Origin of the sequence: Frigidibacter albus (assembly GCF_009908165.1) — a bacterium.
GTDB lineage: Bacteria > Pseudomonadota > Alphaproteobacteria > Rhodobacterales > Rhodobacteraceae > Frigidibacter > Frigidibacter albus.
In genome coordinates this window covers 31,750-46,237 of the sequence record NZ_JAAAUC010000007.1, presented here as the reverse complement: position 1 = coordinate 46,237, position 14,488 = coordinate 31,750, and the positions used below count along the sequence as shown (strand labels likewise).

The following is a 14,488-nucleotide window of genomic DNA, read 5'->3' as shown; positions in this document are numbered from 1 at the left end:
CCGCGACGTTATGGTACGAAGGCGGAGGATAGGGAGGAAAGACTAACATGACAACAGCGGAGGAGGCTGCCCTGCGGGTCCGCGAGGCGGAGACCCGACAGCGCGAGAAACTGGAAGAAAACCTGCACAAGGTCGAGGCGCTGACCCAGCGTCTGACCAAGGCGCTGACCCAGAAACGGCCGGCCAACCCGGCGCTGGAAGGCCCGGGGCAAGAGCTGTTCATGAAGGCCGGCGCCGCCTACATGGCCGAGGTGATGGAGCATCCCGAGCGGATCCTCGAGCATCAGGTGTCCTATTGGGGCAAGGCGCTGAAGCATTACGTCGATGCCCAAGCGACGCTTGCCAAGGGCAAGCTGGCCGCACCCGCGGATCCGGGGCCGAAGGACCGCCGCTTTGCCAATCCGCTGTGGGACACGCATCCCTGGTTCAACTTCCTCAAGCAGCAATACCTGATCTCGGCCGAGGCGGTGCAGACCGCGGTGGCGGGCCTCGACCATCTTGACGAGCGCGACCGCCGGCGGATCGAGTATTTCACCAAGCAGATCGTCGACATGATGGCGCCGACCAACTTCCTGGCGACCAACCCCGATGCGCTGGAGCGGGCGGTGGCGACCGACGGGCAGAGCCTTGTGGACGGGATGGAAAACCTCGTGCGCGATATCGAGGCGAGCCACGGTGACCTTCTGATCACGCTGGCCGATCCCAAGGCCTTCCGCGTCGGCGAGAATATCGGCACCAGCCCGGGGTCGGTCGTCTGGCGCAATGAGTTGTTCGAGCTGATCCAGTATGCGCCGAGCACCGAGAAGGTTCACAAGATCCCGCTGATCATCTTCCCGCCCTGGATCAACAAGTTCTACATCCTCGACATGAAGCCGTCGAACAGCATGGTGAAATGGATCGTCGATCAGGGGTTCACGCTGTTCGTGGTCAGCTGGAAGAACCCCGATGCCAGCTATGCCGACAAGGGCATGGATGACTATGTTCAGGACGGCTACCTTGCCGCCATCGAGCAGGTGAAGGCGATCACCGGGCAGAAGAAGGTCAATGCCGTCGGCTATTGCATCGCCGGCACCACGCTGACGCTGACGCTGGGGCTGATGGACAAGCGCGGCGACAAGTCGGTGAACGCGGCCACCTTCTTCACCACGCTGACCGACTTTTCCGATCAGGGCGAGTTCATCCCCTTCCTCGATGACGACTTCCTCGACGGGATCGAGGCGCAGGTAGCGCATGACGGGGTGCTGTCGAAATACTTCATGAACCGCACCTTCTCGTTCCTGCGCTCGAACGACCTGATCTATCAGCCGGCGATCCGCAGCTACATGATGGGCGAGGCGCCGCCCGCGTTCGACCTGCTGTTCTGGAACGGCGATGGCACCAACCTGCCGGCAAAGATGGCGGTGCAGTATCTGCGGCTGCTGTGCCAGCAGGACCGGCTGGCGACCGAGGGCTTCCCGGTGCTGGGAGAGGTGGTGCGGCTTTCGGACATGAAGGTGCCGCTCTGTGCCATCGCCTGCGAGACCGACCATATCGCGGCTTGGCAGGCCAGCTTTGCCGGCATCCGGCAGATGGCGTCGAAGGACAAGACCTTCATCCTCAGCGAGTCGGGCCATATCGCCGGGATCATCAACCCGCCGGGCCGCGACAAGTACGGGCACTATACCAGCAGCGCGCCGGTGGACGGCGTGCCGACCGACTGGAAGGCCGCGGCAGAGTTCACGCGGGGCAGCTGGTGGCCGCATTGGGGGGAATGGCTCGCGGGCAAGTCGGGCACGATGGTTGCGGCGCGCCAGCCGGGTAGTCCGGATCATCCGGTTCTGGCACCAGCGCCCGGCACCTATGTGTCCGAGGTGGTCGATGCCTGAGGGCAGGGCAGGGGCCGCAGGCGGAGGCGACTGCGGCACTCTGTCCCAATGTTGCGCGCGCGCCGTAAAACCGTCGCAAAAATTTCTTCTGCACTGCAGCATTTGGGGTTGCAATGCTGCAGTGCAGCATCTATGTTATGCGTGTCGCTGAATAAGTAACCGCCCGAGTGAGGAGCACTTCAAATGCAAAAACCCCAAGATTTCACCAAAGCCATCCAAGACATGATGTCGTCCTTCCCGGTGGACGGTTCGGCCATGCAGGACGCTTTCAAGACCCAGGCTGCCATGACCGAGAAAATGGCCAAGGTCGCCCTGGAAGCCGCCGAGAAGTCGACCGAGATTTCCTCGCGCTGGACCAAGGACACCATCGCCAAGATCGGTGCCCTGGCCAAAGCCAAGGACGAGCCGACCGAATACACCAAGGCGATGACCGATTTCGCCTCGTCGGCTGCCGAGATGGCCGCCGAGCACATGGCCGCCTTCGCTGAAGTGGCGAAGAAGGTTCAGATGGAAACCGTCGAACTGATGATGGCCGCTGGCAAGGACTTCTCCGAGGACGCAAGCGCCGCCGTGAAGAAGGCCACCGCCGAGGCGACGACCGCCGCGAAGAAGGCCACTTCGACCGCTGCGAAGTAATCAGGCAAGAAGACCCGGCGCCAGCGACCTCCTCCCTGCTGGCGCGGGGCCCTGGGGCAGACTTCGGTCTGCCCCCTTTTCGTCTTGGGCGGCAGACTTCGGTCTGCCGCTTTTTCGTTGTGCGCGCCCGCATTTCGCGGGGCCGCCCTGCAGATGAGCGGGGCCGGGGCGTTCTTTTCGTTTGTATTTTGCTGCGCTGCTTGCGTAATCTTTCCGCAGTGCAAAAATGACAACCGGGGAGGTGGACGTGGCCGAAGAAGCGAAAAAGCCGCTGCTGATCAAGCGCTATGCCAGCCGCAGGCTCTACAACACCGAGACCAGCGATTACGTCACCCTGGAGGATATCGCGTCGTTCATCCGGGACGGGCGCGAGGTTCAGATCATCGATCTGAAATCCGGTGACGACCTGACCCGCCAGTATCTGCTGCAGATCGTGGCCGAACATGAAAGCCGCGGCGAAAGCGTGCTGCCGGTGGATGTGCTGACCGACCTCGTGCGCAGCTACACCACGCAGGCGCAAAGCGTGGTGCCGCAGTTCCTGGCGATGTCGTTCGAGATGCTGCGCGAGAGCCAGTCGAAGATGATGGAAAACCTGTCGAACTTTCCCAGCCCGATGGCGACGATGCCGGGCTTCGACGCGCTGACCCGCCAGCAGCAGGCCTTCCTGAAGACGATGATGGGTGGCTGGAGCGGCGGGACCTCGGGCCCCGAGCCCGAGACCGATGCCCCGACCCGCACCGGCGAGAAGGAAGAGCTGGCGCAGATCAAGAAGCAGCTGGCCGATCTGCAATCCAAGCTGTCCAAGCTCTGACGCTTTCGTCCCGCCGTTCAGGGAGGAAAGGCGGGACATGGGAAAGGGGGCCGGTTGCGGCCCCCTTTCCTGTGTCTGCTGGATGGATCAGGCGACTTCGGCGAAGACCTTCTTCAGCGCCGCGCCCAGCTTGTCGAACATCTCGTCCATCTGCGGCTCGGTCATGATGAAGGGCGGGCAGAGCACGATGGCCTGCCCCAGCGGACGGCAGATCAGCCCGTGATCGGTGCAGGTATTGGCGATGCGCTCCGACACCGACAGCGAGCCGTCGAAGGGCGTCTTGGTGGCCTTGTCCTTCACCGCCTCCAGCGCGCCCATCAGGCCCTTGCCGCGCCATTCGCCGATATTGGGGTTCTCGGCCAGATAGGCCATCCCCGCCTCGAACTTCGGCGTCAGGGCGCGGACATTCTCGGCCAGCCCCTCGTTCATCACCACGTCGATGGCCTTCAGCGCGATGGCGCAGCCGACCGGGTGGCCCGAGGCGGTGAAGCCATGCGGGAACTCCTCGATCGCCTCCGCCGCCGCCTGCATCCGGTCCGCGAGATCCGGGCCAAGGATCACCGCGCCCATCGGGAAGAAGCCCGCGGTGATGTTCTTGGAGCTGATGATGGCGTCGGGCATGAAGTCATAGGTCTCGCAGCCCCAAGTGTTGCCGGTGCGGCCAAATCCGGTGATCACCTCGTCGGAGATCAGCGGGATGCCGTAGCGCTTCAGCACCGCCTGCACCGCCTGGAAGTAGCCCTTGGAGGGCGGGATCACCCCGCCCGCGCCCATCACCGGCTCGGCGAAGAAGCCGGCGATGGTGTCGGGTCCTTCCATGATGATCCGCGCCTCCAGCTCTGCCGCCATGCGGGCGGTGAACTGCTCCTCGGTCTCGCCATCGCGGCCAAAGCGCCAGTAGTGGGGGCAGCCGACATGGATGAAGCCGGGCAGGGGCAGCCCGAAGACCGAGTTGTAGGGCTTGCCGGTCATGCTGGCCGACACCGCGGTGACGCCGTGATAGCTGTTGACGCGGGTGATGATCTTGCGGCGCTGCGGCTTGCCCTCGGCTCCGGCCAGGAACCACAGCATCTTGACCATCGTGTCATTCGCCTCGGAGCCGGAGTTGGTGTAGAACACCCGGCCCTTCTCGAAGGGCGAGACCTCGACCAGCTTTTCCGACAGCATCACCGTCTGGTCCGACATCCGGCCAAAGAAGGCGTGATAGCCGGGGAAGCGGTCATATTGTGCCTTGGCGGCGGCGGTCAGGCCGGGATGGTCGAAACCGGCGACCATGTTCCACAGGCCCGAATTGGCATCGAGATAGCGGCGGCCATGCACGTCGATGACATAGGGGCCCTCGCCATGGGTCAGCACCACCGCGCCGCGTTCGTGGACGGAAGGCAGGTCGGTGAACCCGTAGAGCGAGGAATTGTCGGCGCGGGATTCCCAGCTGTTCGGCGTATCGTCGCGCATGATGTTATCCTTTGTATGCAGGTCGATTTGGCCGCCACGCTATCCGGCCCGCGGGCGGCGTTCAACACCCAGCCAGCAGGAGTTGCGCGGAATGGCCGGGCGGGTGGGCGAAGTGGCGGTTGGCCGTGCTTGCCGCCTGACATTTCGCCAAGCTTCGGATCGGGCGGGAACAGGCGAGGCACTGCCTCGCCCCGCCCGTGCGGGACTTGTCGCCAGGAGCCGCTGGCCGCACGAGACCGATTGAGGCCAGCGCCCGACCTGGCGGGCGAGAAGCGCCCGCCGAGGGGTGATGAGCGATCAGAAATCATCCAGTGAATGATTTCCGCGAAGAACGCCCGGCCCGTGGCCGGGCCGGGAGGGCGGGCGCTGGCCGGGCCTTTGAGGCCCGGCCGGTGCAAGTGGATATTGCGGCGCGTGGCGAAGGCGACGGCCTTCGCCATGGTACTGACGGGATATTGAGATCCCACTCGTCCCACCCACCCACGATTGCACGCGCCGGCATTTCCCCCTAGCGTCGCGGCACCCGCCCTCTCGGGCCACCGGCAAAGGACGCGCGCATGGTCGAAACGCAAGGTCGCGTCACGCTCTGGGCCATCGAGGTCTTCCTTGTCACGGCCGAGGAAGGCGCCATTTCCGCGGCCGCGCGGCGGCTCGGCGCCAGTCCCTCCAGCATCAGCCAGCAGCTGACGGGCCTCGAGGCGGCGCTGGGGGCGGAGCTGCTGGTCCGCTCCACCCGGCCCGTCGCGCTGACCCCGGCGGGCGAGATCTTCCGCCGCCATGCGCAGGCCATCCTCAATGAACTCGCTCAGGCCCGCACCAGCCTCGGCCTTGCCGACCTGTCGCGGCTGGCCTCGTTCCGGCTGGGGGTGATCGAGGATTTCGACGCCGAGGTGACGCCGCGGCTGCTGTCGGGCATGGCCGAGGAGTTGCGCGGCTGGCAATTCCTGCTGGAAACCGGCGCGAGCCATTGGCTGCTGGACCAGCTCGACGCCCGCGCGCTGGATGTGGTGGTAGCGGCCGACATGGGCGCCTCGGCCGAGTGGATGGAGCTGCATCCGCTGCTGGTGGAGCCCTTCGTTGCGGCGGTGCCCAAGCATATGGCGGGGGCGGGGCTGCCAGAGCTCTCGGCGCTGCCGCTGATCCAGTATACCGCGCGCCACCACATGGGCCGGCAGATCGCGGCGCATCTGGCGCGGCAGAACCTGCGCTTGTCGCACAGGTTCGAGCTGGACAGCTATCACGCGATCATGGCGATGGTGGCCGAGGGCGCGGGCTGGACGATCCTGACACCGCTGGGGTTCCTGCACGCCAAGCGCTTCCGCACCGAGGCCGAGATGCTGCCGCTGCCCTTCGAGCCGCTGACCCGCACCATCTCGCTGTCGGCCCGCCGGGGTGTGCTGCAGGACATGCCGGCCCGGGTGGCAGGCCGGCTGCGGCCCTTGCTGGCCGAGATGATCGTGGCGCCGGCGGTGGAGCGCTACCCCTGGCTCGCCGCCGACCTGCGGGTGCTGCCGGGCTGAGGCGGCGGGGTGATGGAGAAGCGGGGGGCCTTCTGCCCCACATGAAACGAAAGAGGCGGGGGGCCTTCTGCCCCCCGCGCCCCCCGAGGATATTTGGAAAAGGCAAAGGGGGGCGGGCCGCGTGTCTTTTCAGTCGGCGCGGACCGCGGCGGCGGCGTCGATCAGCGCATCTGCGATAAAGTCCAACTCGGCCCGCGTCAGCCGGGCGGGCAGGCGCACGTCGCAGGCGCGCATCAGCATGGCGCGGGTCTTCGGCAGTTCGGGCAGGTCATCGAGGAACTGCCAGTTCCAGAAGGCGCGGGCGTTGTTTTCGCTGAGGCCGAAGACCTGGACCGAGATGCCGCGGGCCTTGGCGGCGTCCTGGAAGGCCAGCGCCTTGGCGTCGGTATCGAAGCCCACGAGGTTGAATTGGATGGAGTCGGGGGCGCGGGTTTCCTGCGGCAGCGCCGGGGGCACCGAGAGCCAGGGCGAGGTGTTCAGCCGCTCTGCCACATGGTCATGGCCTGCGCGCCCGTCGCGCACCCGCCGGTCCAGCTCGCCCAGTTGCGGACGGATGACGGCGGCGGACAGGTTCTGCATCCTTGTGTTGTAGAGCGGCAGGCGATTCTGCCAGAGGTGGTAGCTGTTCTGCAGGCCGGGATGCTTCTTCCAGTTCGCCTCATAGGCGCCCGACATGATCACCGCGCGGGCGGCGATTTCCGGGTCATCCGTGACCATGATCCCGCCTTCGCCGGCATTGATCATCTTGTAGGACTGGAAGCTGAAGCAGCCGACCTTGCCGATGGTGCCGATCGGGCGGCCGTTCCACAGGGTGCCGAGCGAATGCGCCGCATCCTCGATCACCGGGATGCCGCGCGCATTGCAGAGCGCCATGATGCCGTCCATGTCGGAAGTATGGCCGCGCATATGGCTAATGAGGACGGCGGCGATGCTGCCGTCCAGCTTGGCCTCGAAATCGGCCATGTCGATGCGGTAGTTCTGCCCGACCTCGACCAGCACCGGCACGCAATCGGCATGGACCACGGCGGAAGGTACGGCGGCGAAGGTGAAGGCCGGGATCAGCACCCGGGCGCCGCGGGGCAGGTCCAGCGCCTTCAGCGTCAGGAACAGCGCGGCGGAGCAGGAGGCGACGGCGAGCGCATATCGGCTGCCGAGCATCGCGGCGAACTCCGCCTCCAGCAGCGCAACCGGGGCGCCTTCGGGGGCGGTGTAGCGGAAGAGGTCGCCCGATTGCAGCAGCCGGTCGATCTCGGCGCGCGCCGCCTCGGGGATCGGTTCCGCATCATAGACATTGGGGGCAAGGGCTGCGGAGGCGAGGACAGCGGCTGAAGGGCGGGCGGGGGTCTCAAGCACCGGCAGTGCCTGTCCGTCATGGGCCATGTTCGGCTTTCCTGAAAAGGGTATTCAGGAAAGCTGTAAGCGGAAGCGGCAAAACTTGCCACTGAAAACTTGTCGCAGCGGCGGTTAGACGCCCAGCCGGTCGCGCATGCCATACCAGGTCATCGCCAGCACCAGCATCGGCCAGCGCAGTGCCACGCCGCCCGGAAAGCGCGGGGTCGGCAGACCGGCGAGCAGGTCGAAACGCTCGGCCTGACCCGCCACGGCCTCGGCCATGACCTTGCCGGCGAGCGTCGCCAGCGCCACCCCGTGGCCGGAATAGCCGGAGGCGGAGAGGATGTTCGGCGCGACGCGCAGGAAACAGGGAAGGCGGCTCATGGTGATCGCCAGCGTGCCGCCCCAGGCATAGTCGATCTTCGCATCCGACAGCTGCGGATAGACCTCCAGCATCGGCCCGCGCACGGTTCGCGCGATGTCGGGGAAGCGGTAGCCATAGCTTTCGCCCCCCCCGAACAGCAGGCGGTTGTCCTCGCTGAGGCGCCAGTAGTTTACCACGAAGCGCGTATCGGCGACGGCGACATTCTCGCGCAGCACGTCTGCCACCCGGGGGCCAAGCGGCTGCGTCGCCACGATGAAGTTGTTGATCGGCATCACCCGGGCGGCCACCTGCGGCATCAGCCCGCCGAGATAGCCGTTGGCGGCGAGGATGACGTGGTCGGCCTCGACATGGCCACCTTGCGTGATCACGCGGGGACGGGGGCCCTGTTCGATGGCGGTGACGGTGCTGCCCTCATGGAGGACAGCCCCTGCTGCTGCGGCGGCTTGCGCAAGCCCTATGGCGAAGTTCAGCGGGTGCAGGTGCCCGGCGCCGCGGTCGATGTCGCCGCCGCAATAGGCGTCCGAGGGCAGGATGGCGTGGAGCGCCTCCCGGTCCAGCGGCTGAACCTTGTCATAGCCATACTCGCGCTGCAGCTTTTCGGCATAGGCGCGGGCATGGGCGACTTCCGAGGGCTTGCGGCAGGCATGGACAATGCCGGGGGCGAACTTGCAGGGCATCGCGTGGTCGGCGATCAACCCCTGCACCAGCGCCTTCGCCTCTTCGCCGAGGTCCCACAGCCGCCGCGCCGCCTCGCGCCCGGCGATCTGTTCCAGTTCGTCCTGTTCCAGCCGCTGGCCGCTGCCGACCTGCCCACCATTGCGGCCCGAGGCGCCAAAGCCGATGCGGTGCGCTTCGAGCAGCACCACCGACAGCCCGCGCTGCGCCAGATGCAGCGCTGCCGAGAGGCCGGTGTAGCCGCCGCCGACGATGCAGACATCGGCGCGGGTGGCGCCTTGCAGCGGGGCGAAGCGCTCCAGCGGTGCGGCGGTGGCGGCATAGAAGCTGGCGGGATATTCCCCCGCCCGGTCATTGGCGAACAGCAGGTTCATGGTCAGACGTTCAGCAACAGATGCTCACGCTCCCAAGGGCTGATGACCTGCAGGAACTCCTTGTATTCGTTGCGCTTCACCGACTCATAGATGTTGCAGAACTCCACCCCCAGCACCTCGCGCACCGGCACGCACTCGGCCAGGATATCCAGTGCGTCGCCTAGGTTGGTGGGCAGGTCATCCTCGGACATATAGGCGTCGCCCAGGCATTCCGAGCGGGGCAGCTTCTTCTCCATCAGCCCCAGATAGCCGCAGGCGAGCGAGGCCGCGAAGCCGAGATAGGGGTTGCAATCCATCCCCGCCAGCCGGTTTTCCAGCCGCCGCCCCGCCGGGTCCGAGATCGGCACGCGCAGCCCGGTGGTGCGGTTGTCACGGCCCCATTCGAGGTTGATGGGCGCGGCGAAATCGGGGACGTAGCGGCGATAGCTGTTCACGTAAGGCGCCAGCAAAGCGATCACCGCGGGCAGGTAAGTCTGCATCCCGGCGATGAAATGCAGGAAGGTTTCCGTCTCGTTGCCGTTCGGGGCCGAGAAGATGTTCTCGCCGGTCTTTGTGCTGACGACCGAGTGGTGGATATGCATGGCACTGCCCGGCTCGCCCTCGATCGGCTTGGCCATGAAGGTGGCAAAGCAGTCGTGGCGCAGGGCGGCCTCGCGGATCAGCCGCTTGAAGTAGAAGATCTCGTCGGCCAGTTCGATCGGGTCGCCGTGATGCAGGTTGATCTCGACCTGCCCGGCGCCGCCTTCCTGCAAGATGCCGTCGATCTCGAAGCCCTGCGCCTCGGCGAAGTCATAGATGTCGTCGATGACCTTGCCGTATTCGTCCACCGCGCTCATCGAATAGGCTTGCTTGGCGGCAGCGCGGCGGCCAGAGCGGCCCATCGGCGGGATGATCGGCTGGTTGGGGTCGATGTTGCGCGCCACCAGGAAGAATTCCATCTCGGGCGCGACGATAGGCGACCAGCCCTGCGCGTTATACAGCTCCACGATCCGCTTGAGCACGTTGCGCGGCGCGGCTTCCACCGGCTTGCCCTGCTGGTCCTTCACGTCATGGATCACCTGCAACGTCACATCCGCCGTCCAGGGCGCGGCGCTGGCGGTGCTGTAATCGGGCGTCAGGATCATGTCGGGTTCGGTGAAGGCGCCCGAGGGGTTGTCGGCCCAATCGCCGGTGATGGTCTGCAGGAAGATCGAGTTGGGCAGGAAGAAGCTGGCCTGCTTGGCGAATTTCGACGCGGGCATCGCCTTGCCGCGGGCGACGCCGGCAATGTCCGAGACGATGCACTCCACCTCATCCAGCCGGCGGCCGGCGATGTAGCTGCGGGCGGCTTCGGGGATCTTGTCCATCCAGTCGGTGGTCGAAGGCTGCATGGCCATTTGGATCACACTCTCGGTTGCTTGAAGAATTCCGCGATCTGCCGGGCGATCACGCTTGCCGAATTGGCCTCGTCCAGCCGCGCCTCGGCGGCCTCCATCAGCGGGTCCGGCACCAGGCCCTTGCCGCGGGTCTGCATCAGGCCGCGCACGAAGCCGCCCGTGAACTCGGGGTGGGCCTGCACGGTAAAGGCGCGGTCGCCGTAAACCAGCGCCGCGTTTTCGCAAAAGCCGTTGGTGCCGGCGACTTCGGCGCAGTCGGGGCGTTCCGTCACCTGATCGCGGTGCCAGGCGTTCAGCGTCAGCTTTTCGCCGCCGAAGTCATAGTCCTGCGGGCCGACGGCCCAGCCTCCTTCGTGCCGTTCCACCTTGCCGCCAAGCGCCTGCGCGATGATCTGATGGCCGAAGCAGATGCCGACCAGCGGCACCCGTTCGGCAAAGGCGTCCCGGATGAATGCCTCCAGCGGGGCGATGAACGGGTGATCCTCATAGGCGCCGTGGCGAGAGCCGGTGATGAGCCAGCCGTCACAGTCATGCACGCCCTGCGGAAACTCCATCGCCTCCACATGGAAGGTGCGGAAGCTCAGGTCATGGTCAGCCAGAAGTGCGTGGAACATGTCCGGATAGTCACCCAGCTCATCCCGCAGGACGTCGGGGGACTGGCCGGTCTGCAAGATACCGATCAGCATGGAATGCTCTTTGTTGGTCAGCCCCAGCCTAACCCCGCGCAGGGTTGCTGCGCAAGGGGGAGGCCGGGGCGGGGGGTTAATGCCAGGTCGGGCACAGTCAGAGGGCAGGGCCTGTCCGCCGGGTGGGCGAGCAACGGTGGTTCTAGGCGCTTTATGGTTCAACATACCCCCCCCGAATTTCTAGGGTCTGGCGTTGAAAGCGCCCGCCCGAGGGGGCGGACGGGCGCTGCCCGGCGGCGCAAAGGCGCCTTTATTCCGGGCAAGGAAGCAAGACACCATCTGTCGAGCCGTCACACCGTGTCGAGGTAGATTTCCGTCTGCTCCTCGGGCGACAGCTCGGCCATGTAGCGCAGCTCTTGCCGTTTGGTCATCACGAAGTTCTCGATCAGCTCGGCCGGGAAGATGCGCTTGGCCATCGGGCAGCTGGCAAAGGCATCCAACGCCGCGTCCCAGGTCAGCGGCAGCTGCTCCAGCCCCTGCGCATAGGCATTGCCGACGATGGGCGGCGGCGGTTCGATCCTGTCCTCGATGCCGATCAGCGCGGCGCCGAGGATGGCGGCGATCATCAGGTAGGGGTTCACGTCGCCCCCTGCCACCCGGTGCTCGATCCGCCGCGCGACCGGGCCGGATGCCGGGATGCGCAGCGCCGCGGTGCGGTTCTCATAGGCCCAGCCGATGCCGGTGGGGGCATGGGCGTCGGGCACCAGCCGGTCGAAGCTGTTTTCATGCGGGGCGAAGATCAGCGTCGAGCCGGTCAGCGCCGCAAGGCAGCCCCCGACCGCATGGCGCAGCCGGTCGGACCCGTCGGGCCCGCCATTGTCGAAGATGTTGTGTCCCGCGGCGTCGAGCACCGAGAAATGGGTGTGCATCCCGTTGCCGGACCATTGGTCATAGGGCTTGGCCATGAAGCTGGCCGCAAAGCCGTGGTTCCGCGCCAGCCCCTTGACCAGCATCTTGAACAGCCAGGTGTCATCCGCCGCCTTCAGCGCATCGCCCTGGTGCATCAGGTTGATCTCGAACTGCCCCGGCCCGGCCTCGGATATGGCGGTATCGGCGGGGATGTCCATCTCTTCGCAGGCGTCATAGAGCGCCGAGAAGAACTGGTCGAACGCATCGAGCGCGCGCAGGGACAGGATCTCGCCCCCGGTGCGGCGCTTGCCCGAGCGGGGGCTTGGCGGCACGCGCAGGGTGCGGCCGCTGTCGTCGATCAGGTAGAATTCCAGCTCCGTCGCCACCACCGGCGTCAGCCCGGCGGCCTTGTAGCGCGCCACCACGGCGGCCAGCGCCTGCCGCGGATCGCCGTCATAGGGGCGCCCGTCGGTGTGGAACATCCAGATCGGCAGCAGCGCGGTCGGCGCCTCGAGCCAGGGCATCGGCATGAAGCCGCGGTCGGTGGGCAGCAGCATGCCATCCACATCGCCGCTTTCAAAGACCAGCGGGCTGTCCTCGATATCCTCGCCCCAGATGTCGAGGTTCATCACCGAGAACGGAAAGCGGGTGCCCTCGGAAATCAGCTTGCCGGCAAAGCGCGCCGGAACCCGCTTGCCGCGGGCAATTCCGTTCAGATCCGCTGCTGCCACGCGGATCGTGCGCACCTGCGGGTGGTCTCGTAGCCAGTCCATGTCCTCACCTGACGAGTTGCGGCCTCAGCTTCAGCTTGGGCCGTTGGTTTGGGGCAAGATGCCGGTTCAGCCGCCGGTTCATCGCCCCGAAGAGCAGGATCAGAGCCAAGGTCAGCAGGATGAAATAGCCTGCCACGATCGGATAGGGGATGAAGGGGTTGAAGGTCTTGTCCACGAAATATTGCGCATAGTAGAGCGCGTCGCCCTTCTGCTGAAAGGCCGGGAAGCCGGAGAAGTATACCAATGTCGTTGCGTGGAACAGGAAAATCGCCTCGTTGGTATAGGCGGGCCAGGCCAGGCGCAGCATCGTCGGCCACAGCACCTTGCGGAACTTGACCCAGCCGGTCATGCCATAGGCATCGGCGGCCTCGGTATCGCCCTTGGGCACCGATTGCAGCGCGCCATAGAAGATCTCGGCCGAATAGGCGGCGGTGTTCAGGAACAGCACGAACAGCGCCCCCGCCCAGGCCTTGGTCATCCAGCTGGTGGCGACGGTCATCCCGAAGACCTCGATCCCGCTGCGGGGCAGCATCACGAAGATCTGGTAGGCGATGAAGAACTGGATGAACAGCGGCGAGCCGCGGAAGATGAAGATGAACCATTCCGCGGGCTTGCGCAGCCAGCGGCTGCGCGCCGCCTTGGCCATGGCAAGGCCGGTGGCCAGAAAGAAGCCCGTCACCAGCGCCACGATCCCGAAATAGACGTTCCAGATCATGCCCGATCCGATCAGGGTGACCTGCTGGCAGAGCGTGAACCCGCTGCGCGGCAGCAGCCGTTCGCCAAACCCCAGCGAGCGGAAGGCGTAATCGCCGATTGTTTCCCAACAGCTCATGCGACGCCCCCTGCGGCCTTGCGCTGCGCCTCGCCGGCCGCGGTGGCCTGACCGCGGCTGAGGTTGCGCGTCAGCCGGCCAAGCAGGATCTCGGACACGCGGGTCATGCACAGGTAGAAGACCAGAAGGGCCAGGAAGTAGTAAAGCCGCCAGTCCGGGTGCGGATAGGCATAGACCGAGGTCTTGGTGCTGCCGAGTTCGCGCGCCCAGTAGACGATGTCGCGCACGCCCAGCAAGAACAGCAGCGGCGTCGCCTTGATCAGGATCAGCCACAGGTTCGACAGGCCGGGCAGGGCGTAGATCCACATCTGCGGCACCAGTACCCGGCGGAACACCTGCCGCTGGGTCATGCCATAAGCCTCGGCGGTTTCCAGCTGTGCGCGCGGCACGGCCTGCATCCCGCCAAGCAGCACATTGGCGGCAAAGGCGCCGAAGACCAGCGCGAAGGTGATGACGGCAAGGCCGAAGCCGTAGATCTGGTGCCAGACTTGCGGCGCATTGCCGGGCGGCACCTTGGCCTGCGGGCAGACGCGGAATTCGAGGCCCTGGCGCACAGGATCGGTCCAGTCGGGGCAGCGGACCTGATGGGTCAGCCATTCGATGCCCTGATCGAGCGCGATCACGAAGAACAGGAAGAACACGATGTCGGGCACGCCCCGCACCATCGCCATGTAGCCGCGGCCCAGCAGGCTGATCGGCCAGATCGAGGACCGCGCTGCGACGGCGCCGCCAAAGCCGAAGGCAAGCGCCACCGGCGCGGTGACGGCCAGCAGCACCAGCACGGTGACGAAGGACCAATAGAAGGCGATGTGCGTGCCTGAGGTCAGGTAGCACAGCAGCCAGCCAAGGCCTTCGAGGACAGAGGGATCAGCGCAGGATGCGAGCATCTGGAATCAGCGGGCGGGATCACTCCCGCCCG

At 65.9% G+C, this 14,488-nt stretch carries 12 protein-coding genes; 4 read left to right on the top strand and 8 right to left on the bottom strand.

Going from position 1 to position 14,488, the window contains the following annotated elements; translation table 11 throughout:
* Window positions 1-47: 47 nt before the first annotated feature.
* The 3 genes from phaC to phaR all read left to right on the top strand — a co-directional run bounded on the left by phaC (window position 48) and on the right by phaR (window position 3,312).
* A complete protein-coding gene (gene phaC, locus GVY41_RS11855) occupies window positions 48-1,865 on the top strand; it encodes a class I poly(R)-hydroxyalkanoic acid synthase (RefSeq protein ID WP_161347006.1) in 1,818 nt (605 codons plus the stop codon).
* 183 nt (window positions 1,866-2,048) lie between these two features.
* Complete coding sequence (locus GVY41_RS11850) at window positions 2,049-2,501, top strand: phasin family protein (protein ID WP_161347008.1); 453 nt, start codon at window positions 2,049-2,051, stop codon at window positions 2,499-2,501.
* Window positions 2,502-2,727: 226 nt separating this feature from the next.
* Entirely contained in the window at window positions 2,728-3,312 is a 585-nt protein-coding gene (phaR, locus tag GVY41_RS11845; RefSeq protein ID WP_161347010.1) for a polyhydroxyalkanoate synthesis repressor PhaR, read from the top strand.
* Window positions 3,313-3,399: 87 nt separating this feature from the next.
* Here phaR and GVY41_RS11840 read toward each other — a convergent pair whose 3' ends face one another.
* Window positions 3,400-4,767, bottom strand: coding sequence for an aminotransferase (locus tag GVY41_RS11840; protein WP_161347012.1), 1,368 nt, complete (start codon window positions 4,765-4,767; stop codon window positions 3,400-3,402).
* Between the two features lie 557 nt (window positions 4,768-5,324).
* On the opposite strand from GVY41_RS11840, the gene GVY41_RS11835 reads away from it, so the two are divergent.
* Window positions 5,325-6,287 (top strand): LysR family transcriptional regulator, encoded by a 963-nt coding sequence (locus GVY41_RS11835; protein WP_161347014.1) that lies wholly within the window; start codon window positions 5,325-5,327, stop codon window positions 6,285-6,287.
* 129 nt (window positions 6,288-6,416) lie between these two features.
* Here GVY41_RS11835 and GVY41_RS11830 read toward each other — a convergent pair whose 3' ends face one another.
* The 7 genes from GVY41_RS11830 to GVY41_RS11800 all read right to left on the bottom strand — a co-directional run bounded on the left by GVY41_RS11830 (window position 6,417) and on the right by GVY41_RS11800 (window position 14,456).
* Window positions 6,417-7,667 (bottom strand): DegT/DnrJ/EryC1/StrS family aminotransferase, encoded by a 1,251-nt coding sequence (locus GVY41_RS11830; protein WP_161347016.1) that lies wholly within the window; start codon window positions 7,665-7,667, stop codon window positions 6,417-6,419.
* A gap of 84 nt (window positions 7,668-7,751) precedes the next feature.
* Window positions 7,752-9,053, bottom strand: coding sequence for an NAD(P)/FAD-dependent oxidoreductase (locus tag GVY41_RS11825; RefSeq protein ID WP_161347018.1), 1,302 nt, complete (start codon window positions 9,051-9,053; stop codon window positions 7,752-7,754).
* A 2-nt stretch (window positions 9,054-9,055) separates the two neighbouring features.
* Window positions 9,056-10,423, bottom strand: a complete 1,368-nt coding sequence (locus GVY41_RS11820; RefSeq protein ID WP_161347117.1) for a glutamine synthetase family protein — start codon at window positions 10,421-10,423, stop codon at window positions 9,056-9,058.
* Window positions 10,424-10,434: 11 nt separating this feature from the next.
* Entirely contained in the window at window positions 10,435-11,115 is a 681-nt protein-coding gene (locus GVY41_RS11815; RefSeq protein ID WP_161347020.1) for a type 1 glutamine amidotransferase, read from the bottom strand.
* A 290-nt stretch (window positions 11,116-11,405) separates the two neighbouring features.
* Window positions 11,406-12,737: a glutamine synthetase family protein gene (locus tag GVY41_RS11810; protein WP_161347022.1), complete on the bottom strand. Its 1,332-nt coding sequence runs from the start codon at window positions 12,735-12,737 to the stop codon at window positions 11,406-11,408.
* Between the two features lie 4 nt (window positions 12,738-12,741).
* The gene (locus GVY41_RS11805; protein ID WP_161347024.1) at window positions 12,742-13,569 is read right to left on the bottom strand and encodes an ABC transporter permease; all 828 of its coding nucleotides are present in this window, start codon (window positions 13,567-13,569) and stop codon (window positions 12,742-12,744) included.
* Window positions 13,566-14,456, bottom strand: coding sequence for an ABC transporter permease (locus tag GVY41_RS11800; RefSeq protein ID WP_161347026.1), 891 nt, complete (start codon window positions 14,454-14,456; stop codon window positions 13,566-13,568). The genes GVY41_RS11805 and GVY41_RS11800 overlap by 4 nt, the downstream gene beginning before the upstream one ends.
* Window positions 14,457-14,488 lie beyond the last annotated feature (32 nt).

What these genes read in the sequence shown, in the direction of transcription:
- phaC (WP_161347006.1), top strand. Translation starts at nt 48, where the DNA reads ATGACAACAGCGGAGGAGGCTGCCCTGCGGGTCCGCGAGGCGGAGACC.
- GVY41_RS11850 (WP_161347008.1), top strand. Translation starts at nt 2,049, where the DNA reads ATGCAAAAACCCCAAGATTTCACCAAAGCCATCCAAGACATGATGTCG.
- phaR (WP_161347010.1), top strand. Translation starts at nt 2,728, where the DNA reads ATGACAACCGGGGAGGTGGACGTGGCCGAAGAAGCGAAAAAGCCGCTG.
- GVY41_RS11840 (WP_161347012.1), bottom strand. Translation starts at nt 4,767, where the DNA reads ATGCGCGACGATACGCCGAACAGCTGGGAATCCCGCGCCGACAATTCC.
- GVY41_RS11835 (WP_161347014.1), top strand. Translation starts at nt 5,325, where the DNA reads ATGGTCGAAACGCAAGGTCGCGTCACGCTCTGGGCCATCGAGGTCTTC.
- GVY41_RS11830 (WP_161347016.1), bottom strand. Translation starts at nt 7,667, where the DNA reads ATGGCCCATGACGGACAGGCACTGCCGGTGCTTGAGACCCCCGCCCGC.
- GVY41_RS11825 (WP_161347018.1), bottom strand. Translation starts at nt 9,053, where the DNA reads ATGAACCTGCTGTTCGCCAATGACCGGGCGGGGGAATATCCCGCCAGC.
- GVY41_RS11820 (WP_161347117.1), bottom strand. Translation starts at nt 10,423, where the DNA reads ATGCAGCCTTCGACCACCGACTGGATGGACAAGATCCCCGAAGCCGCC.
- GVY41_RS11815 (WP_161347020.1), bottom strand. Translation starts at nt 11,115, where the DNA reads ATGCTGATCGGTATCTTGCAGACCGGCCAGTCCCCCGACGTCCTGCGG.
- GVY41_RS11810 (WP_161347022.1), bottom strand. Translation starts at nt 12,737, where the DNA reads ATGGACTGGCTACGAGACCACCCGCAGGTGCGCACGATCCGCGTGGCA.
- GVY41_RS11805 (WP_161347024.1), bottom strand. Translation starts at nt 13,569, where the DNA reads ATGAGCTGTTGGGAAACAATCGGCGATTACGCCTTCCGCTCGCTGGGG.
- GVY41_RS11800 (WP_161347026.1), bottom strand. Translation starts at nt 14,456, where the DNA reads ATGCTCGCATCCTGCGCTGATCCCTCTGTCCTCGAAGGCCTTGGCTGG.